Annotated in this window: 16 protein-coding genes; 5 read left to right on the top strand and 11 right to left on the bottom strand. The window is 62.0% G+C overall.

Going from position 1 to position 20,908, the window contains the following annotated elements; translation table 11 throughout:
• Positions 1–3 precede the first annotated feature (3 nt).
• Together ACU5AZ_RS19430 and ACU5AZ_RS19425 are read right to left on the bottom strand one after the other, a co-directional pair.
• Entirely contained in the window at positions 4–1,155 is a 1,152-nt protein-coding gene (locus ACU5AZ_RS19430; protein WP_446823958.1) for an ABC transporter permease, read from the bottom strand.
• Positions 1,156–1,346: 191 nt separating this feature from the next.
• Positions 1,347–2,153, bottom strand: a complete 807-nt coding sequence (locus ACU5AZ_RS19425; RefSeq protein ID WP_446823957.1) for a UDP-2,3-diacylglucosamine diphosphatase — start codon at positions 2,151–2,153, stop codon at positions 1,347–1,349.
• A gap of 209 nt (positions 2,154–2,362) precedes the next feature.
• Here ACU5AZ_RS19425 and ACU5AZ_RS19420 point away from each other — a divergent pair, with 209 nt between their 5' ends.
• Together ACU5AZ_RS19420 and ACU5AZ_RS19415 are read left to right on the top strand one after the other, a co-directional pair.
• Positions 2,363–4,675, top strand: a complete 2,313-nt coding sequence (locus tag ACU5AZ_RS19420) for an NADP-dependent malic enzyme (protein ID WP_446823956.1) — start codon at positions 2,363–2,365, stop codon at positions 4,673–4,675.
• A gap of 170 nt (positions 4,676–4,845) precedes the next feature.
• Entirely contained in the window at positions 4,846–5,940 is a 1,095-nt protein-coding gene (locus ACU5AZ_RS19415) for a DUF2865 domain-containing protein (protein ID WP_446823955.1), read from the top strand.
• A gap of 22 nt (positions 5,941–5,962) precedes the next feature.
• Here the strand turns inward: ACU5AZ_RS19415 and ACU5AZ_RS19410 are convergent, their stop codons facing one another.
• Positions 5,963–7,450, bottom strand: coding sequence for a GGDEF domain-containing protein (locus tag ACU5AZ_RS19410; protein WP_446823954.1), 1,488 nt, complete (start codon positions 7,448–7,450; stop codon positions 5,963–5,965).
• A gap of 132 nt (positions 7,451–7,582) precedes the next feature.
• Positions 7,583–9,262 (bottom strand): NAD+ synthase, encoded by a 1,680-nt coding sequence (locus ACU5AZ_RS19405; RefSeq protein WP_446823953.1) that lies wholly within the window; start codon positions 9,260–9,262, stop codon positions 7,583–7,585.
• Between the two features lie 210 nt (positions 9,263–9,472).
• Between ACU5AZ_RS19405 and ACU5AZ_RS19400 the strand changes: the two genes are divergently transcribed.
• Entirely contained in the window at positions 9,473–11,401 is a 1,929-nt protein-coding gene (locus ACU5AZ_RS19400) for an LTA synthase family protein (protein ID WP_446823952.1), read from the top strand.
• 35 nt (positions 11,402–11,436) lie between these two features.
• Positions 11,437–11,982: a DUF1003 domain-containing protein gene (locus ACU5AZ_RS19395; protein WP_446823951.1), complete on the top strand. Its 546-nt coding sequence runs from the start codon at positions 11,437–11,439 to the stop codon at positions 11,980–11,982.
• Between the two features lie 6 nt (positions 11,983–11,988).
• On the opposite strand, the gene ACU5AZ_RS19390 is transcribed toward ACU5AZ_RS19395, so the two are convergent.
• The 5 genes from ACU5AZ_RS19390 to rpiA form a co-directional block, all read right to left on the bottom strand.
• A complete protein-coding gene (locus ACU5AZ_RS19390) occupies positions 11,989–12,399 on the bottom strand; it encodes a GFA family protein (protein ID WP_446823950.1) in 411 nt (136 codons plus the stop codon).
• Between the two features lie 96 nt (positions 12,400–12,495).
• The gene (locus ACU5AZ_RS19385; RefSeq protein WP_446823949.1) at positions 12,496–13,869 is read right to left on the bottom strand and encodes a class II 3-deoxy-7-phosphoheptulonate synthase; all 1,374 of its coding nucleotides are present in this window, start codon (positions 13,867–13,869) and stop codon (positions 12,496–12,498) included.
• Positions 13,870–14,077: 208 nt separating this feature from the next.
• A complete protein-coding gene (gene gor, locus ACU5AZ_RS19380) occupies positions 14,078–15,466 on the bottom strand; it encodes a glutathione-disulfide reductase (RefSeq protein WP_446823948.1) in 1,389 nt (462 codons plus the stop codon).
• 120 nt (positions 15,467–15,586) lie between these two features.
• Positions 15,587–16,141, bottom strand: a complete 555-nt coding sequence (locus ACU5AZ_RS19375) for a DUF2059 domain-containing protein (RefSeq protein ID WP_446823947.1) — start codon at positions 16,139–16,141, stop codon at positions 15,587–15,589.
• Positions 16,142–16,161: 20 nt separating this feature from the next.
• Complete coding sequence (gene rpiA / locus ACU5AZ_RS19370; RefSeq protein WP_446826060.1) at positions 16,162–16,860, bottom strand: ribose-5-phosphate isomerase RpiA; 699 nt, start codon at positions 16,858–16,860, stop codon at positions 16,162–16,164.
• Positions 16,861–17,013: 153 nt separating this feature from the next.
• Between rpiA and ACU5AZ_RS19365 the strand changes: the two genes are divergently transcribed.
• Positions 17,014–17,688: an HAD family hydrolase gene (locus ACU5AZ_RS19365; protein WP_446823946.1), complete on the top strand. Its 675-nt coding sequence runs from the start codon at positions 17,014–17,016 to the stop codon at positions 17,686–17,688.
• 70 nt (positions 17,689–17,758) lie between these two features.
• Here the strand turns inward: ACU5AZ_RS19365 and ACU5AZ_RS19360 are convergent, their stop codons facing one another.
• Together ACU5AZ_RS19360 and ACU5AZ_RS19355 are read right to left on the bottom strand one after the other, a co-directional pair.
• A complete protein-coding gene (locus tag ACU5AZ_RS19360) occupies positions 17,759–19,660 on the bottom strand; it encodes a L,D-transpeptidase family protein (RefSeq protein ID WP_446823945.1) in 1,902 nt (633 codons plus the stop codon).
• 436 nt (positions 19,661–20,096) lie between these two features.
• Positions 20,097–20,762, bottom strand: coding sequence for an aquaporin (locus ACU5AZ_RS19355; protein ID WP_446823944.1), 666 nt, complete (start codon positions 20,760–20,762; stop codon positions 20,097–20,099).
• Positions 20,763–20,908 lie beyond the last annotated feature (146 nt).

The following is a 20,908-nucleotide window of genomic DNA, read 5'->3' as shown; positions in this document are numbered from 1 at the left end:
CCCTCAGAAATCGATGGCCGCGTAGAACATGGCAAAGAGCCCGTCCACGAGAATGACGACGAAGATGGATTTAACCACGGAAGCGGTCACGTGCTGGCCGAGCGATTCCGCGCTGCCGCCGACCTTCATACCCTCGAGTGCGGCGACCACACCGACAATCAGCGCCATGAACGGTGCCTTCACCATGCCGGAAATGATCGTCGAATAGTCGATGGCGTCGCGCAGGCGCGTCAGGAACACCTCGAAGGTGATGCCGGAATAGACCCAGGCGATGATCGCCGCCCCCCCGAGCGCCGCGAAATTGGCGACGATGGTCAGCAGCGGCAGGGCGATGGTCAGCGCCACCAGCCGCGGAAAGATCAGCACGCCGACGGGATTGAGCCCGATAACCTTCAGCGCGTCGATCTCCTCGCGCATCTTCATCGAGCCGATTTCCGCGGTGATGGCGCTGCCCGAACGGCCGGCGATCATGATCGCCGTCAGCAGTACGCCAATCTCGCGCAGCTGCAGGATGCCGACAAGATCGACCACGAAGACCTCGGCGCCGAAATAGCGCAGCTGGAAAGCGCCCTGCTGGGCAATAATCGCACCGATCAGGAACGACATCAGCAGGATGATCGGAATGGCCCGAACGCCCATGCGGTCGACCTGGTTGGCAATCGCCGCCGGCGAAACGCCACTGCCGCGCCCGAGCTTCATCTGCGCCCCGCGTACGGCGGAGCCGAGAATGTACATCGACGCTTCGAAGTCGTTCCAGAAGGCGATCGTCAGACGACCGACGGGTGCAAAGATGCGCTCGGCAAGTGCCATCTGCCGCGGCGCCACCTTTCCGTCCGACACCTTCTCGGGGATCGCGTCAAGCAGTTCCTTCAGGCCGGCGCGTTCGCCCGTCAGGCTGACGCGCGCACCGGATTCGCGCGCCTTCATCTCGATCCGGCGGATAAGCCATGCTCCGGCCGTATCGATGCTGCCGAGGCCGGCGACATCGATCTCCAGAACCTCTGGAAGCCCCTTGGCGGCGAGTTCGCGCAACGGGTCGATGACCGGGGTGATCGTCGTATTGCGCCAGTCACCGGTCAGCACGAGCCGACTGGTGCCCGACGCCCCGGGCGTCTCGAATTCGAAGGCTGCAGGAGTACTCGTTTCGGCTGACAATATGCGCCAATCTTCATTGAATTACTGAGTCTTGCCTATTTACCCTCCGGCAGGCCCAGTGTCACGGCTGCCGGTCGAGACAGTCCCCCATGTCGCGGGAATTTACCGCTCGCATTGCAAACGTGCCACTGTGGTTGCCACCGACAGGACAGGGCCCGGGCCCCTCCTGCAGCGGAAGTCTGCCTCTCGCCTCAGGCCGCCTTGTCGGAACGCAACTTCAGCGGCGGAGCAAGCTGGATCGGCGAAGGCTCTTCGGCGGTCACCTGTTGCCAGGTGATCAGCTCAAAGGTGCCGTCGGCATGCTCGGCAACGGCCGTGCAGCTTTCCACCCAGTCACCGGTATTGATGTAGCGGATGCCATCCAGGTCTTCCATGACCGCGTGGTGGATGTGGCCGCAGATGACGCCGTCGACATTGTGGCGGCGGGCCTCGTCGACGACGCACTTCTGGAACTCGCCGATGAAGTTGACGGCGTGCTTGACCTGCAGCTTGGCCCATGCCGAAAACGACCAGTAAGGCAGGCCGATGCGGCGGCGGACGGCGGCGATCACGATGTTGAGCCGGATGGCCGCATCATAGGCCCAGTCGCCGAGATAGGCGAGAAGACGGATGTTGCGGACGACGACGTCGAATTCGTCACCGTGCAGGATCAGGTATTTGCGGCCATCGGCGGCCTCGTGGATGGCGCGCTCCATGACCTCGATGCCGCCGAAGTGCATGCCGGGAAAATCGCGCAGGAATTCGTCGTGATTGCCGGGGATGTAGATGATGCGCGTGCCCTTGCGCGCCTTGCGCAACAGCTTCTGGACCACGTCGTTGCAGTTCTGCGGCCAGAACCAGCTGCGCTTCAGCCGCCAACCGTCGACGATGTCGCCGACCAGCACGATCGTCTCGGCCTCGTGATAGCGCAGGAAATCGAGGAGGTAATCCGCCTTGGCAGCCTTCGAGCCGAGGTGCACGTCCGAAATGAAAAGGGTCCTGAAACGTCTGGTTTCCATCTTGTCATCCACCGTTCGACTGGTTCACTCCAATTATGACTGTCAAAAACAGAGTCTTGTTTCAGGAAGATGACAATGGCCCTGGCAGGCGTCACGCAGACCGAAAATGCGCGCAATATTGCCGCTGGGACGATATTTTGGATACCGCCGGTTGACGGTTTGATGTAACAGCCATCGGCAAAGCGCCACAAAAGACGGAGAAGCATGGGATGAACGCTCCAGAAAAGCCGAACAACACCACTGGCCCGCGCAGCGGCGATCTGGACGAACAGGCACTCTTCTATCACCGCTATCCTTCGCCCGGGAAACTCGAGATCCAGGCGACCAAGCCGCTCGGCAACCAGCGCGACCTGGCGCTCGCCTATTCACCCGGCGTCGCAGCACCCTGCCTTGCCATCCGCGACAATCCGGAGATGGCTGCCGACTACACCTCGCGCGCCAACCTCGTCGGCGTGATTTCCAACGGCACCGCCGTCCTTGGCCTCGGCAATATCGGCCCGCTGGCCTCCAAGCCGGTCATGGAAGGCAAGGCCGTGCTTTTCAAGAAATTCGCCGACATCGATGTCTTCGACATCGAAGTGGATGAACCGACCGTCGACGGCATGGTGAGCACGATTTCCGCGCTCGAACCGACATTCGGCGGCATCAACCTTGAAGACATCAAGGCGCCCGAATGCTTCGAGGTCGAGCAGCAGCTGCGCGAACGCATGAACATTCCGGTGTTCCACGACGACCAGCACGGCACCGCGATCATCGTCGCCGCGGCAGTGCTGAACGGCCTTGAACTTGCCGGCAAGGAAATCGACAAGGTCAAGATCGTCGCATCCGGCGCGGGTGCGGCGGCGCTCGCCTGCCTCAACCTGCTCGTCAGCCTCGGCGCCAAGCGCGAGAACATCTGGGTCCACGACATCGAGGGCCTGGTCTACGAGGGCCGCGAGGTCCTGATGGACCGCTGGAAGTCGATCTACGCGCAGAAGAGCGACAAGCGCGTGCTGGCCGATTCCATTGCCGACGCCGATGTCTTCCTCGGCCTTTCAGCCGCAGGCGTCCTGAAGCCTGAACTCCTGGCCCAGATGGCCGAAAAGCCGCTGATCATGGCGCTCGCCAATCCGACGCCGGAAATCATGCCGGACCTCGCCCGCGAGGCGCGTCCCGACGCGATGATCTGCACCGGGCGATCGGACTTCCCGAACCAGGTCAACAACGTCCTCTGTTTCCCTTACATCTTCCGTGGTGCGCTCGATTGCGGCGCAACGACCATCAACGAAGAGATGAAGCTCGCCGCCGTGCGGGCGATCGCGGCACTCGCCCGCGAGGAAGTGTCCGACGTGGCGGCCCGCGCCTATTCCGGCGAGACGCCGGTCTTCGGCCCGACCTACCTCATCCCGTCGCCCTTCGACCCGCGCCTGATCCTGCGCATCGCGCCGGCTGTTGCGAAGGCGGCCGAAGAAAGCGGCGTCGCGAGCCGGCCCATCACCGATTTCGACGCCTATCTCGATCAGCTGAACCGCTTCGTGTTCCGCTCCGGCTTCCTGATGAAGCCGATCTTCGCGGCCGCCAAGAGCGCCGAGCGCAAGCGGGTGATCTTCTCCGAAGGCGAAGACGAGCGCGTGCTGCGCGCCGCCCAGATCCTGCTTGAAGAAGGCATTGCCCGACCGATCCTGATTGGCCGTCCGCAGATCCTCGAAATGCGCCTGAAGCGCTACGGCCTGAAGATCAGGCCCCATACCGATTTCGACGTGGTCAACCCGGAAGACGATCCGCGCTTCCGCGAATATGTCGACGATTATTTCGCGCTGGTCGGTCGCCGCGGCGTCACCCCGGAAGCAGCCCGCACGATCGTGCGTACCAACCCGACGGTCATCGGTGCGCTAGCGGTCAAGCGCGGCGAAGCCGATGCGCAGATCTGCGGTCTCGAAGGCCGCTACGACCGGCATCTGCGCGATATCCGCCAGATCATCGGCAAGAAGGAAGGCGTGCTCGACTTCTCCGGCCTCAGCCTGCTGATTTCGCAGCGCGGCGCCACCTTCTTCACCGACACCTACGTCACCTACAATCCGTCGGCCGAAGAGATCGCGGAAATGACCATCATGGCCGCCCAGGAAATCCGCCGCTTCGGCATTACGCCGAAGGCCGCCCTTGTCTCGCATTCCAACTTCGGCTCGCGCGATTCGGAAAGTTCGGCGAAGATGCGCCGCGCCCTGGCGCTGGTGGAGGAAAAGGCGCCGGACCTGGAAGTCGACGGCGAAATGCATGGCGATTCTGCCATTTCCGAGGCATTGCGCAAGCGCGTCATGCCGCAGAGCCGGCTGACGGGCGAAGCCAATCTCCTGGTGTTTCCAAACCTCGACGCAGCCAACATCACGCTCGGCGTGGTCAAGACGATGATGGACGGCCTGCATGTCGGCCCCATCCTGCTCGGCGCCGCCCTGCCCGTGCACATCCTGTCGCCTTCGGTGACGTCGCGCGGCGTCGTCAACATGGCGGCCCTCTCCGTCGTCGAGGCATCGCAGCCGATCTGAGGGCACCCATGACACTGTTGCGGGCAAGCTGTCCCGTTTTGGTCAGCTTGCCGCAACGCACGCCTGTATTATGATGGCCTGCAAAGATCAGGTCCGCCTCTGCTTGCGGCGGGCGCATGGGATGGGCTGCGTGAGATAGGCGCCCGCCTGAAAAACCGGAGGCCTCCGACGTGGCTGCCAACCAGTTCGGCCTGATGATCCTGTCAATCTGCCTGGCTTTGCCGACGGCGGATCGGGCGCTGGCGCAGTCGGACGAGGTTTGCACCACGCTGTATCAGCAGTTGACCTCCGGCACCGAAGTCATCGGCACCACTATCCAGACCCGAGCCCTTCGCCGCGCACTGTTGGACAAGGACCAGGAAATCCGCGCCGCCCGCCAGCGGCTGAGGGACATGGGCTGCTCGTCGGGCAGCGTCGTCGTCATTGGCGGCGCCAACCAGGATGCCTGCAGTGCCCAACAGTCGGCCATCGACGGCATGCGAAAGGCACGCGATGAAATGGCCTCCGGCCGCTTGCCGATCTCCAACCGAAGCGGAGCGACGCGCGAGCAGCGGCAGAAAATCCTCGACGCCATCGCCGCCAACGGATGCCAGAGCGACACGTTTCCAACGCTCGCCTCCACCGACCCGGACAGCGACACCGACATACGCCGGCCCGTCGAGACCTTCATCCCGCCACGCGAGGACAAGAAACACTTCTGGCCATCGGTGATCCGCCCCACGCTCGGTTTCGAAGTTGGCAGTCCATTGAAGACCATGTGTGTCAGGACCTGTGACGGCGGCTTCTTCCCGATCTCGTCCAATGCCAGTCCCGCATCCTTTCAGCGGGACGCAGAGACCTGCGCGGCCATGTGCCCCGGAACGCAAACCGAACTGTTCTATTCCTCGCTTTATGACACCGAGACCGGCGACATGATTTCCGCCGCCACCGGTGAGCCATATTCGCAAATGTCGACGGCCAACCTCTACAAGCAGCGCAAGCCGGGCGCGGATCCCCAATGCGGCTGCGAGATGGAAGCCTATTACAAGGACATCATGCGGCGCGAGAAGCTGCAGCAGACACCTTCCGGCGAAGGCTACTCGACGATAACCACTGTCCCGCCGCCCGCAAAGAAGCCGGTCGCGGAGGCGGTGACCCCATCGTCGCCGCTACCGGCTGCAGACGAACGCGACTATGATCCGGAAAAGCGGAATATCCGTCAGGTCGGCCCGTCCTTCATCGTCGGCGACGACATGACTGAAACGCCCGAAAATCAGGAAAACTGAGCGGACAGACGGGCGTGGCTTTTCAGGCGAACTGCTTGACGATACCCGCCACCGGATGCTCGCCCGACATGACGGCGCAGTTGCGTCCGGCGTCCTTGGCGGCATAGAGCGCCTCGTCGGCCAGCAGCACGAGCTCGCGCACGGACTGCGCCTGCTTGGGGAAGATCGCCGCCCCGGCACTGCCGCCCACCTGAAGGATCACGCCGTCATGGAGCACCGGAACCTGCGCGTCGCGCACGAGGCCGGTGGCGATCGCCATGACCTCGTCGCGGTCGATAACGCCATCGAGGAACGCCATGAACTCGTCACCGCCCAGACGCCCGACAAGTCCCTGCTTGCCGATACGGTCGCGCAGTCTGTTGGCAATGTCCTTCAGCACCGCATCGCCGGCGGTGTGTCCGTAGCGGTCGTTGACCGCCTTGAAGAGGTCAAGGTCCATGGCGATCAGGGAGAACGGCCGCCGTTCGTCCGCCGCCTTGCCAAGCACAGCATCGAAGCCTGCCCGGTTGGCAAGACCGGTCAGCGCGTCATGATTGGCAAGAAAGCTGTTTCTCGCCTCGCTGCGCTGCAAGGCGTGCACCACCGAGCCGAAACGTACGGCGATATAGCCAAGGACCAGAAGCGCGATCAGGACGGCGACGACCACCTTGGGGCCGGCCTTCGACCAGATATAGGTGTCTGGCGTGTTCGGTGTCCAGGCGACGAGATAAGGCCCATCCGTAAAGCCGTTGCCGACAGGCGTCGACGCATCGGCCGGATCCTTGCCCGCTTCGCTGACCACATGCAGGTTGCGGATATGCAGGCGCGTGTCCATCCCGGCAAGCATCGCCTTGGAAATCGGCTTCACGGTGATCAGGAGCCTCGGCCCGTTGAATGGCAAGACGCCGTCCGGGCTGCGCGGCACGACGCCCTGGACGACCACGATGCTCATCTCACCGAAAAGCATCCGCATGTCTGACGCATAGATGTCCGGCATCGGAAGCTCGAGCGAATCCGGATTCGGCGCCGAGCGCGTGATCGACAGACGGCCGCCATCATCCTTCAGGGCAGCGCGAAACTTCTGCTTCGCTTCGAAGATCAGATCGTCGATCCAGAACATCAGGTCGCCGGCGCTGCTGTCTTCCACGCGCTTGCCCTCCTTGATGGCCAGCAGCGGCGTGTTTCCGGCGGAGGTGAAGACGACCCAGGCAAAGCCGAGATCGCTCCATATCGAACGAACGGTAGGATCGGCGGCAAGAAGGTCAGCGCTGTTGGGCGCGCGCAAATAGTCAACGGTCCGGTCGGAATAGGAGAGTTCGGCCTGCAGCTTGGCGACCTGATCGATCTGATGCTGGAATTCCTGCTGCACCAGCTTGCGCTCGCTGGCGATCGCGAAGACTTCCGCCTGCTTGACCGAATAATCGAGGACCATGAAGCCCGCAGCCGCAAAGACACCCGCGATGACGGCACAGGCGAGATAGATGACCGGCACCATCCGGCTGCCCATCACGCTGGCACTTCGATACTGCATACTTGCCCCCTAGGCCACGTCCGGCGGAGGGAACATCATGCCCAACCACCTGATTGTGGAGCAAACGTTAGCATGCAAGCAGCAACGAACGCTTAAACTGCAGAGTAAACAAACGCTAAAAGCACTACGAAATCAGCGGTCGCGGAACCGGTTGGTGATCGGATAGCGGCGGTCGCGGCCGAAGTTCTTCTTGGTGATCTTGACACCCGGGGCGGACTGCCGGCGCTTGTATTCGGCAATGTAGAGCAGATGCTCGACCCGATGCACGGTCGCCGCATCATGGCCACGCGCGACGATATCCTCGACCGACATCTCGCCCTCGACGAGGCATTCGAGAATGTCGTCGAGCACCGGATAAGGCGGCAACGAGTCCTGGTCCGTCTGGTCCGGCCGAAGCTCGGCGGACGGCGCCTTGTCGATGATGTTCTGCGGAATGACCTCGCCGGACGGTCCGAGGGCACCCGGCGGCACGTGCGCGTTGCGCCAGCGCGACAGCGCATAGACCTGCATCTTGTAGAGGTCCTTGATCGGATTGAACCCGCCGTTCATGTCGCCGTAGAGCGTGCAGTAGCCGACCGACATTTCCGACTTGTTGCCGGTCGTCACGACCATCGAGCCGAACTTGTTGGAGATCGCCATCAGGATCGTGCCGCGCGTGCGGCTCTGCAGGTTCTCCTCGGTGATTCCGGCTTCGGTGTCCTCGAAGAGTTCGGAGAGCGCGGAGGTGAAACCTGTCACCGGCTCCTCGATCGGCACCGTGTCATAGCGGCAGCCGAGCGCCAGCGCGCAGGCGGCCGCGTCTTTCAGCGAGTCCTGCGAGGTGTATCGATATGGCATCATCACGCAGCGCACACGCTCTTCGCCGAGCGCATCGACGGCGATTGCCGCACAGATGGCCGAATCGATGCCGCCGGACAGGCCGAGGACGACGTTGCGGAAACCGTTCTTGTTCACATAGTCGCGGAAACCCAGCATGCAGGCACGGTAATCCGCCTCCTCCGGCTCCGGTATCTTGGACATCGGCCCGCCATCGCAGCGCCAGCCGTCCTCGCCAAGTCGCCAGGTGGTGACGGCGAGCGTTTCCTCGAACTGGCTCATCTGGAAGGCGAGCGTCTTGTCGGCGTTGAAGGCAAAGGAAGCGCCGTCGAATACGAGCTCGTCCTGGCCGCCAACCTGGTTCGCGTAGACAAGCGGCAAGCCGCTTTCGATCACCTGACGCAGCGCCACCTGGTGGCGGACGTCCAGCTTCTCGCGGTAATAGGGCGAGCCGTTGGGCACGAGCAGAATGTCGGCGCCAGCCTCGGCCAGCGTTTCGCAAACGCCCGCATCGTTCCAGATTTCCTCGCAGATCGGAATGCCGATGCGCACGCCCCGGAAATTGTAAGGCCCGGTGATGCTGCCTTCGGTGAAGACGCGCTTCTCGTCGAACTCGCCGTAGTTCGGCAGGTCGATCTTGTCGCGCACGGCAACGATCCTGCCACCGTCAAGAAGGGCTACCGAATTGTGCCGGCCCTTTTCACCTTGGCGCGGGAAGCCGATGACGACGCCCGGACCGCCATCGGCCGTGTCGGCCGCCAGCTCCTCAACCGCCTTCAGGCAGACCTTCAGGAACGCCGGTTTCAGCACCAGATCCTCGGGCGGATAGCCGGAGATGAAAAGCTCCGTCAAGAGCAGAAGGTCCGCGCCCTGCGCCGCCGCGTCGGCACGGGCGGCACGGGCTTTTTGCAGGTTGCCGGCAATGTCGCCAAGCGTGGGATTGCCTTGCGCAATCGCAATTCGAATGAGCTTTGGATCGGGCGTTTCTGTCGTCATGAGCGACGTTTAGCGCGACTTGCGCCGACCTGCAACGCGAGATCACCGGGTGCTTCGCATTTGCCGGTTTTGCCTGCTGTCCGAGCGGCAACGCAACAGAATTGCCACGCACGAAATATTTCATTCATGCTCGGTTCAGGCGCCCTTCTGTAAGTATCATGACAGTCGTATGACGCTTGCATGAAACTTTTGTGAAATCTGGAGATTTCCTTGGCCTATTTCATATCCGGTGCACCTGCCCAGAATGCTTATCTTGACGCAGGCGGCACCGCTACCCGCCGCGGTCATCAGGCAACGGTTTTTGCATCGGCCCTGCTCGCGACACTGTTCCTGTCTTTCCTGACGGTCTTCGTCGTCGAATGGATCTCGCGCGGATCGCTGCCGGAAGCACTCTCCTATTTCGCAACCTTCGCCCAGCCGTCCTGGACCACCGTTGGCGTCGTCTTTCTTGCCTATCTGGCCGGTGACGCGCTGCTCGGCCGCGAGCACAAGGCTATCCTGATCTTCGCGCCTCTGCTGGTCGGCATGGCGGTCGTCAACTCGCAGAAGCAGCTCTATCTGTCCGATCCCTTCTACCCGTCCGACATGCTGTTCGGCCGGCAGATCATGGAACTGATGCCTGCTCTCGTCAGCGACCGGCCGCTCACCGCAATCCTGCTTGCCGTGGGCACGATCGTCGTCGCCGCAGCGGTCATCGGCTCTTGGATTTTCGCCTGGCGCACCTTTCCGCGGCTTTCGGCTCGCCAGCGCATCCTGCGGCTTGCCGTCGCCCTGCCGCTGATCGCGGGCTTTGCCCACATGATGGACTACTCGAAGTTCTTCTGGCTGCGCGACCGCCTGCAGGCCGTGCCGATGATGTGGGACCAGAAGGAGAACTACAAGCACAACGGTTTCATCCTTGCTTTCCTCTTCAACGTGCCGATGGCCCACGTCGCCGCGCCCGCCGGCTACGGCCCGGATGCGATCGGTGCGATCCAGAAGGAGCCTGTGGGCCTCGCCGTGCCGGCCAACTACCGTCAAAAGCCTGACGTCATCGTGCTGATGAGTGAATCCTTCTGGGATCCGACCCGGCTGCCGAATGTGAAGCTCTCGCCCGATCCGATGCCCTTCATCCGTTCGATCCAGGGAGGACACGTCTTCTCGCCGGAATTCGGCGGCATGACGCCGAACATCGAGTTCGAGGCGCTGACCGGCTTCTCCAACGCCTTCCTGCCGTGGGGCAGCATTCCCTACCAGCAGTATGTCCGCCGCCCCCTGCCCTCGCTCGCGACCTTCTTCAAGAGCGAAGGCTACACAACGCGCGCCATCCATCCCTTCCAGGAATGGTTCTGGAACCGCTCGAACGTCTACAAGGACTTCGGCTTCGACGAGTTCATGTCCGAGGACAAGATGCCGCCGATGGAAAAGCGCGGGATCTTCGCCTCCGACGAGTCGCTGATGAAGGAAATCATGCGCGAAGCCGACGAGGTCGAAGAACCCTTCTTCTTCTTCGCCGTCACCCTGCAGGGCCATGGCCCGTATGAGCCGCACCGCTACAAGGTCAACACGATCTCCGTCGATGGCAACATTCCGGAAGACGACCGCGAGCGCATCGCCACCTATGCCCAGGGAGTCAAGGAAGCCGACGACAGCCTCAAGCGTCTGACGGAATGGGCAAAGACGCGCGATCGCGAGACGATCATCGTCCTCTTCGGCGACCATCTGCCGCCGCTCGGAACCGCCTATGTCAGCGGTGGCTACATGGAGCAGCAGACAGCCCTGCGCCGCGCCCCCGCCGACCAGATGAAACGGGAACACGAAACGCCGCTGCTGATCTGGTCGAGCAAGACCGGGCCGGTCAAGGACATCGGCACGATCAGCCCAGCATTGCTGCCCTATCGCATCCTCAAGCTCGCCGGCATGGAACATCCCTACTACACCGGTTTCCTTGGCGACGTGTCCAAGCACTACGACATCCTCGACCGCTATATGCTGGAACAGGCCTCCGGCAAGGATGTCTCCGGCTGGCAGCAGAAGAAGGGCGTGGCGCCGTTGATCCGCGATTACCGCTTCCTCCAGCATGACATAATGTTTGGCAAAGAATACGGTTTGAAGCGGTTCTTCCCCGAAAGGGGCGGTGCTATAGATATCGGCACCTGATCCACCGCGCCCATCGGCCATAGACGGTTGACACCATGAAACCGATCGACCTTGCCCAGAAACTGTTCGGCAAATCGCATGAGCAACTCGGCGAAACCGAACGACGGGTGCTCAAGCACATCAGCGAGCGTCGCACGCTTTCGACTGACACGAACGAAGCGTTCGACGCCGACAAGACCTTCGGCGAGCGGCTTGCCGACAACATTGCCACCTTCGGCGGCTCGTGGAGCTTCATCATCAGCTTCGGCGTCTTCATGGCCTTCTGGGTCATCGCCAACACCATCCTGCTCACCCGTGACGTCTTCGACCCCTACCCCTTCGTCTTCCTCAATCTGGTGCTCTCCATGCTGGCGGCCCTCCAGGCGCCGATCATCATGATGTCGCAGAACAGGCAGGCGGCCCGCGACCGTTTCGAGGCCGCAAAGGACTACGAGGTCAACCTGAAGGCCGAGCTGGAAGTGCTCGCCCTGCACCAGAAGATCGACATGCAGGTGCTCGGCGAGATCGCAAGGCTGCGCGAGGACGTCGCCCGCCTCACCCAGGCGCTCGACCGACGATCTGACGACGCGACCTTGCAGTAAGGAATATCACCCGGCGCTCGAGCCGGGAAACTGCGGCAGGCCGTCCTTGATCTCGTAATAGTCGCCCTTGTCGGCGCAATAGATGTGCCGCGTCAGAACGAGCGACGTCGGCAGCTCGAATACGCCGGCGCCGACCGACGTATAATCCCGACCTTCCCTCTTCCAGAACAGGAACGAGCCGCACACGCGGCAGAAGCCGCGGAGAATACCGGGTGTCGCGGAATACCAGGTCACGCCGTCCGCGCCATCAATCTCCAGTTCCTCGTCAGACACATTGATCGACGCCCAGAAGTGGCCCGACTGACGGCGGCACTGGCTGCAGTGGCAGGCGACGACCTTGCTGAGTTCGCCGTGCGCGCGAAACCGCACCGCGCCGCAAAGGCATCCGCCCGAATGGATCTGAAAGTCTGTCGACATTGCCGTAGTCTCCCCGCAAATGATGAAGGGCCAGCATCGCTGCCGGCCCTTCGAATGCAAGTTCAATCGACTGAAACGATCGATCAGCGCCGCTGATCAGCCGTTGACGACCATGCGCTTCTCGTCATGGGCTTCCTTCATGCGCTCGGCGAGAAGGAAGGCGAGCTCGAGAGCCTGGTCGGCGTTGAGACGCGGGTCGCAATGCGTGTGGTAACGGTCGGCGAGATCGTCGCCAGTCAGCGCGCGCGCACCGCCGGTGCATTCCGTTACGTTCTTGCCCGTCATTTCGAAATGGACACCACCCGGGTGGGTGCCTTCCGAACGGTGGATCTGGAAGAAGCTTTCGACTTCCGACAGGACGCGTTCGAACGGACGGGTCTTGTAGCCGTTGAGCGTGATCGTGTTGCCGTGCATCGGATCGCAGGACCAGACGACCTTGCGGCCTTCCTTTTCGACGGCGCGGATGAGGCGCGGCAGATTGTCGGCGACCTTGTCGTGGCCGAAGCGGCAGATCAGCGTCAGGCGGCCGGCCTCGTTGGCCGGGTTCAGGATGTCGATCAGCTCGATCAGTCCGTCGGCGGTCATCGACGGGCCGCACTTCAGGCCGATCGGGTTCTTGATGCCGCGGCAGAACTCGACATGCGCATGGTCGGGCTGACGGGTGCGGTCGCCGATCCAGATCATGTGGCCGGAGGTCGCGTACCAGTCGCCAGAGGTGGAATCGACGCGGGTCAGCGCCTGTTCGTAGCCGAGCAGCAGTGCCTCATGGCTGGTGAAGAAATCCGTCTCGCGCAGGGAGTGGTTGTTTTCGGACGTGATGCCGATCGCCCGCATGAACTGCATGGTTTCGGAAATCCGGTCGGCGAGCTTGCGGTAACGTTCCGCCTGCGGGCTGTCCTTGACGAAACCGAGCATCCACTGATGCACGTTTTCCAGATTGGCGTAGCCGCCCATCGCGAAGGCGCGCAGCAGGTTGAGCGTCGCCGCCGACTGACGGTAGGCCATGATCTGGCGTTCCGGGCTCGGAATACGGGCTTCCGGCGTGAACTCGATGCCGTTGATGATGTCACCGCGGTAGCTCGGCAGTTCCACGTCACCCTGCTTCTCGATGTTCGAGGAGCGCGGCTTGGCGAACTGGCCGGCAATGCGGCCGACCTTGACGACCGGCAGCTGCGCGCCGAAGGTCAGCACGACGGCCATCTGCAGGAAGGCGCGGAAAAAGTCGCGGATGTTGTCGGCGCCGTGTTCGGCAAAGCTTTCGGCGCAATCGCCGCCCTGCAGCAGGAAGCTGTCGCCATTGGCGACGCTTGCGAGCGCGGACTTCAGGCGACGCGCCTCGCCTGCAAATACCAGCGGCGGATACGTGGCGAGCCGCTCCTCGGTCGCCTTGAGAACCGCCTGATCCGGATAGTCCGGCACCTGCTGGATGGGCTTGTTGCGCCAGCTGTCGGGTGTCCAAATCTGTGCCATGTCAATCACCTACTCATGTTCCGGCCGATCGTCCGGACGTACGTCTTCTTCAAGTTGGCGGCTTATAGCGTCTGAACGGCCGCATGTATAGCGCCAATCGCCGGCAATGCCTGCTGCTCCTGCGACAACAACCGGTGGCAACTGCGATCGATCAGGACGCGGGACGCCGGCACTTCTGTCGGCGTCTCCGACTGTATTGAAAAGGTCTTCAGACCCGCGCGCCGTTCCGGATCCGGTATGTCGGCGAATACATCGTCACCAGTTCCTCCGACGCCGTCGGATGCACGGCCATGGTGCGGTCGAAGTCGTCCTTCGTGCAGCCCGCCTTGAGCGTGATGCCGAGGAGCTGCGCCATTTCGCCTGCGTCGTGGCCGAGAATATGCGCACCGACGACCTTCCGGTCCGCGGCATTGACGATCAGCTTCATCAGCGTCTTCTCTTGCCGCCCGGAGAGCGTCGCCTTCAGCGGCCGGAATTCCGCTCTGTAGACCTCGATCTCTTCAAAGGCCTTCGAGGCATCCTCCTCGCTGAAGCCGACGGTACCGATTTCCGGCTGGGAGAACACGGCGGTCGCGATCAGATCATGATCCGGCGACGTCGGGTTGCCCTTGAACTCCGTCTCGATGAAGCACATCGCCTCGTGAATGGCGACCGGGGTCAGCTGTACCCGATCGGTGACATCGCCAAGCGCAAAAATGGATGGAACGTTCGTGCGGGAATATTCATCGACGACGATCGCACCCTTCGAATTCGTCTCGACGCCAGCATTCTCCAACCCGAGCGTCTTGGTATAGGGATCGCGGCCGAGCGCCAGCATCACCTGGTCGACATTCAGCACCTCGCCGCCCTTCAGCCGCGCGGTCCGGCCACCGCTCGACGTCTCGCGCACATCCTCGATAACGTCTTGGCAGATGATGCGGATGCCCTTGGCTTCCATCGCCTCATGCAGCTTGCGGCGCAAATCCAAATCGAAGCGCGACAGGATTTCCTTGCCGCGGTAGACGAGCGTCGTCTCCACGCCGAGGCCGTGAAAGATATTCGCGAACTCGACCGCGATATAGCCGCCACCGGCGATCAGGATGGACTTCGGCAAGGCCTCCAGATGGAATGCCTCATTCGACGAAATGCAGAGTTCGTGGCCCGGCAGGGAGTCATGCGGGTTCGGCGCGCCGCCCACGGCGATCAGGATGCGCTCGGCGGTGACCACCTGCCCCGTGCTGACCAGCCGCACCGCGTTCGGCCCCTCGATCAGCGCCCGCGTCTCGAATACCTCGGCGCCGGCGTTGGTAACGCCCTTGCGATAGAGGCCTTCCAGCCGTTCGATTTCCTTGTCCTTCGCGGCAATCAGGACCTTCCAGTCGAAGCGGCTCTCGCCGACGGTCCAGCCGAAGCCGGCGGCATCCTCGAAATGCTCACTGAACTGCGAGGCATAGACGAAAAGCTTCTTGGGAACGCAGCCGCGGATGACGCAGGTGCCGCCGAAGCGGTACTCCTCGGCGATCGCCACCTTCTTTCCCATGGACGCCGCGAGCCGGGCGCTGCGCACGCCGCCGGAGCCTCCACCAATGACAAACAGATCATAATCGAAGGAAGGCATGGGCGACTCCGGAGTGCAGCAGGAACTTTGAATGTGAAATGCCTAAGCCATATGGGCATGTCAGGCAAAAAAGAAAAGCCCGGCGGACCGGGCTTTTCATGGGATATGACGTAACGGCAATCAGGGCTTGGGAGCCGGCGCTGCGTCGGTTGCGGCCGGTGCCGGCTGCTGAGCCTTGATCTTGGCGTCCATCTCCTTGGCCACGGCTGCCGACAGGTCGCGCGACACACCGGACGCCCAAATCTGAGCCGCCTTGTTGAGTTCGCGGGCGGCGATCGGATTGTACTTCAGGAACTTCTTGCCGAGATCCGAGGAATAGAAGGTCGAGATCTGGTTGAGTTCCTCGAGCGTGAATTCCTTGGCGTAGATGATCGCGGCTTCATGCTCGAGGTCGCCGCGACGCTTGGCAATTTCAAGCGCCTGCTCGTCAACGGTTTCGTTGATTTCCTTCTCCAGGTTCGGAGAAGCCTGGATGAGCTGCGCCTTCAGGCTGGAAGCGATCTGCGGAAGGATGTTGTCGAACGGAGTGGTGGCGCCAAGTGCGTCGAGAACGGTGTAAGCCGCCTTGACCTGCGCTTCGCTCGGGTCGTCCGCCCTTGCCACGGATCCGAAAGCCAGACCGGAAAAAATAAGGGTCACGATTGCCGCCCGGCCAAGACCAGCGAATTTCATCATGCGCTTCAAGCTCCTGTTTTCTATTCTGCCTGCAGGGACCGCACGCCGTCGGCGCCGGCTATGATTGCAAGCGAAGCGATGTTGATAAACAGCCCGTGTTCCACCACACCGGCTATTGAAAAAAGTTCTGCCGACAAGGCCTCTGCATCAGGAATACGGCCAAATGATGCATCCAGAATGTAGTGCCCGCCGTCGGTCGTAAACAGCTCGTCGTCCCGTGTATGCCGCCACGTAAGGGCACCGGGAAGACCGAGCCGGGAGGCCGCTTTCTCGACCGCGAGAAGCGTCGAGGCACTGCCGAACGGGTTGATCTCGATCGGCAACGGATAGGCCCCGAGGGTCTCGACCACCTTGCTCTCGTCGGCGATGACAATCATCCGGTCGGAAGCCGTTGCGACGATCTTTTCGCGCAACAGCGCCCCGCCGCCGCCCTTGATCAGCCGCAACCGGCTGTCCAGTTCGTCCGCGCCGTCGATCGTCAAATCGAGATGGGGAAGTTCGTCCAGGGATTTCAATGGGACCCCGAGTTCGAGGCAGAGCCTGGCGGTCCGTTCGGATGTAGGCACGCCCTCGACCGACATGCCGTCGGCGACCTTCTCGGCCAGCAGCCGGACAAATTCCTCGGCCGTCGATCCTGTACCGATGCCGAGACGCATTCCATTCTCGACGTGAGCAAGCGCCGCCGCGGCAGCCTTGATCTTCATTTGACGGGCGTCCATGCGCCACGTTCCTCCCTTTATTGCACCGGAGTGCTGTTTACACGGCTGAAGCGCCAAACGAAAGCCCCAAGCGCGATCGAAACCGGACATTGCATTCCGTACCGCCTTCCCTTACCGAACCTCAATCGCTCCCGCTTCAAAGAAAGGCCACCCATGACCTCGCCCGTAGTCGTCTTTGACCTCGATGGCACGCTCATCGACACCGCCACTGACCTCGTGACGACCATCAATTACACGATCGGCACGGCCGGCCTCGCCCCCGTCACCTATGACGATCTGACCTTTCTCGTCGGCCAGGGCGCGCGCACGATGATCGAGCGCGCCTTTTCCATGCGCGGTGAAAGCCTCGACGAGGCGCGATTGACCGAATTGATGGGCGTCTTCGTCGAGCACTACCGCGCCGGCATGCCGGGCGAGAGCGCGCCCTACCCCGGCGTCGTCTCGGCCATGGAGCGGCTGACGGATGCCGGCTACAAGCTGGCCGTCTGCACCAACAAGATGGAATCGCTCGCGGTCCGGCTGCTGGACGGCCTCGACCTATCCAAGCATTTTGCCGCGGTCACCGGCGGAGATACCTTCCCCGTTCGCAAACCCGATGCCCGTCACCTGACGGAAACGATCGCGCGCGCCGGCGGCACGCTGAACGGCAGCGTCATGATCGGTGACAGTGTCAACGACATCATGGCCGCCCGCAACGCCAACGTTGCGTCGATCGCCGTACCGTTCGGCTATTCGGACGTACCCGTCGCCGAACTCTCTCCGGGACGGATCATCGCCCATTACGACGAACTGACGCCCGGCCTCGTCCGCGAGCTGACGCGCGCCTGAGCGCCTGATCGTCCAATGAAAAAGGCGGCCCGAGAGCCGCCTTTTCTGTGCGAAAATTTCCGCTTCCCGCTCAGCTGTTTGCGCGGACGTCGCTCGTCGCCTTGAAGGCGCGATCGAGATACATGTCGCGGCTGTAGACATCGTCGAAATATTCCACGACGCCGTCCTTGTTCGGCCAGGCGGTGAAATAGGAAACGTAGACCGGGAACTTCTGCGGCAACGGCACGGCGCGGTTCTGGCCGCTGGCAATTTCCTGGTTCACGTAATCGACGTTCTCACCGAGTACCGCCGCCGCCATCTGGCGCGGTTCGGCAAGGCGCACGCAACCATGGCTGAGGGCGCGCACGTCGCGCTGGAAGAAGCTCTTGGCCGGCGTGTCGTGCATGTAGATCGCATGCGCGTTCGGGAACAGGATCTTCAGGTCACCCAGCGCATTGCTGCTGCCCGGCAGCTGGCGCACGTCAACGCGCGGCGCGCGGCTCCAGTCGATTGCCGAGGACGACACCTTGCGGCCGTTATAGCTGACTTCGTAGCCGTTGCGGTCGAGATAGCTCGGATCGCGGCGCAGCTTCGGCAGCATCTCGTTGATGATGATCGACTGCGGCACGCCCCAGTACGGATTGAACTCAACCGTCTGGATCTCGTCCTGGAAGAAGTAGGTCTGGTGGTTCGGCTGGCCGACCACGACCTTCATAGACAGCTGCTCCTGGCCACCATTGATGTAATAGGCCTTGTAGGCGGGCTGGTTGATGAAGACGTAGCGAGGACCGAGATTGTTCGGCAGCCAGCGGGAACGCTCCATGGCGGCAACTATCTTGTTGATCTTCGCCTGGTTGGTTTCGCCGACCATCGCGTTGATCGTGTTCTTGCCGATGATGCCGTCAGGGCCAAGGCCCGCTTCCTTCTGGAAGCCCTTGACGAGGTCGACCAGTTCCGGCGTGTAGTCCGGGGTCCCCTGGTAGCTTGCCAGTACCGGCGCAAAGCTGGTCTTCAGCTCCTCGGTACCGTGCTTGCGGATCGCGGCAACGACGTTGGCGAGTTCCGGATCGCTCATGCCGGGCTTGATGAAGGTGCCGGGCGCGATCACGATCTGGTCCTGGTCCTTGGCTTCCGCCTGCAGACGCGCCAGTTCAGCCTTCAGTGCCTGGAAATGCTTTTCGGTCGGCTGGCGCTTGTCGAGATAGCTCGCAACATCGGTCGACAGCGACAGAATCGGCAGGATGGCCTTCAGGTTTACGGTCTTCAGCTTGAAGTCGTGATAGCCGGAAATCTTGTTGGGATCGACGCGACCGCGAATGTCGTCCTGCACATAGGCAAGCACCTTCGTCGACAGCTCCAGTTCGAACTGCATGAGCTCATGGTTGCGCGCGACCGGATCGGCGGCGTCATAGCTGTCGGACGGCACCTTGACCGAATAATCGGACGGGTCGAGGCCAACGGATGCTGCTTCCTCGAGCTTGGCAACGGCGGCCTTTGCCTTGTCCGTCACCGTCATGCCGGAGACCCAGATCAACGGCTGGCCGCCGCTGTAATAGGCTTCAACGGCGGCAGCGATATCGTTGGTGGCCCGCACGCGCGCATCGGCCAGCGACTGGCGCTGGTTCGCCCCCGCATCGGTCGACACCTTGACGACGCTGGAACCGTCTTCGTTGACCGAACCGGTGGTGATTTCGTCGGTGGCGTTCTCGGCCTTGACCGCGATCTTCACCAGCCGCATCGCTTCCGGCTTGTAGGTGTAGTAGCGCGGCGAGGATACCGTCGGCGTCGGATCGTAATCATCGGCGCTGATCAGGTTGCGGGACTGGGACTGGCCGGGAGGGGGAGTGAGAACACTGCGGTCACGTTCGCTCGTCCGACCGCGGATGATGTCCATCAGCGTGAGAGCATGTGCCGGCGCCGCTACGCCTGCCGCCGCCGCGCAGCCGAGCATGATTGCCAACATTGACGCGGATGCATGTTTAGAAAGGGTCATACGTGTTTCCAGTTCCCGTAATTCAGTCCAGTTTTGGTGCCGGCCTCTAGCCTTCGTCGAAAGCGGAGCGGCACCGTTTCATTGGCATTCTGCGATGATTTCCCGGTCTACCGCTGCCCAAGCAGACCGTAACGCCCATCGGCCGCAAATCAGCCAGGACTCCCTTTGTCCTGTTTAGCCGATAAGACTTAAATTGAAAAGAAATTGGCAAAACCGTGACCGTTGTTTGACCTGTCACAATTCCGTGAAATGTCTGCACTCCATCCCGATTTCTTAGTTAATTTTATGAAAATACATCTTAATTTTTTATGAATACCTCAAGCCCCTACCCCGCCCATTTCGCGCTGCTGTCGGCCGCGGGCCTGCAAAGCGAAACGCCGTGTCAAAAATGGCACGATCATAAAGCGAACAATTGGGGGCAGAGGCGGTGAGCCGCTCAGATTTCCGACTTCGGCTCGGCCAAAAACCACCGGCAGAACAGGAATGCCACGGCCGCCGAAGCAAGCTGCGCGGCGATGAAGGCTGGCGCGTCGGCGGGCCGAATGCCCGCGAATGTGTGCGAGAAGGCACGCGCAATGGTCACCGCCGGATTGGCGAAGGACGTCGACGCGGTGAACCAGTAGGCGGCCGTTATATAGAGCCCGACGCAGGCCGGCACCGCCTGGGGTCTGGATTTCAGCGCTCCGAGGATGACGGTGACCAGCCCGAAGGTGGCAACCCCCTCGGCCAGCCATTGGCCCGGCCCGCTTCTGATCTTGTCCGAATGCTGCAGTAGATCGAGCCCGAACATCATGTGCGCCGCCCAGACGCCGGCGATGGCGCCAAGCACCTGCATCACGACATAGCCGAGCGCCAGATCGAGGCGGATATCCCTCCGAAGACAGAAGACCAGAGTAACCGCGGGATTGAAATGCGCGCCCGAGACCGGACCGAACACCGTGATCAGCACGAACAGGATTGCGCCCGTCGGGATCGTGTTGCCGAGAAGCGCGACGGCAACGTTACCGCCGGCCAGCGCCTCCGCCATGATCCCCGACCCGACGACGGTCGCCAGCAGAAATGCGGTACCAAGAAACTCGGCGACGAAGTTACGAGAAATCATCAACCGAATGTCCACACATTTCCATTCGCGTCAGACATACCGCCAATCATGACGCGTTCGGCCTTCAGCAAAGTCACGTTCACGCTAACGGCCGACAGCACACGAAACCCATATGCCTCCCTGAACGCGGCGCGGCGATCCCGTAC

The sequence above is a fragment of the Rhizobium sp. PAMB 3182 genome (assembly GCF_052908355.1).
Note: the sequence above shows the minus strand (reverse complement) of the source record. Positions and strands in the feature narration are given on the sequence as shown.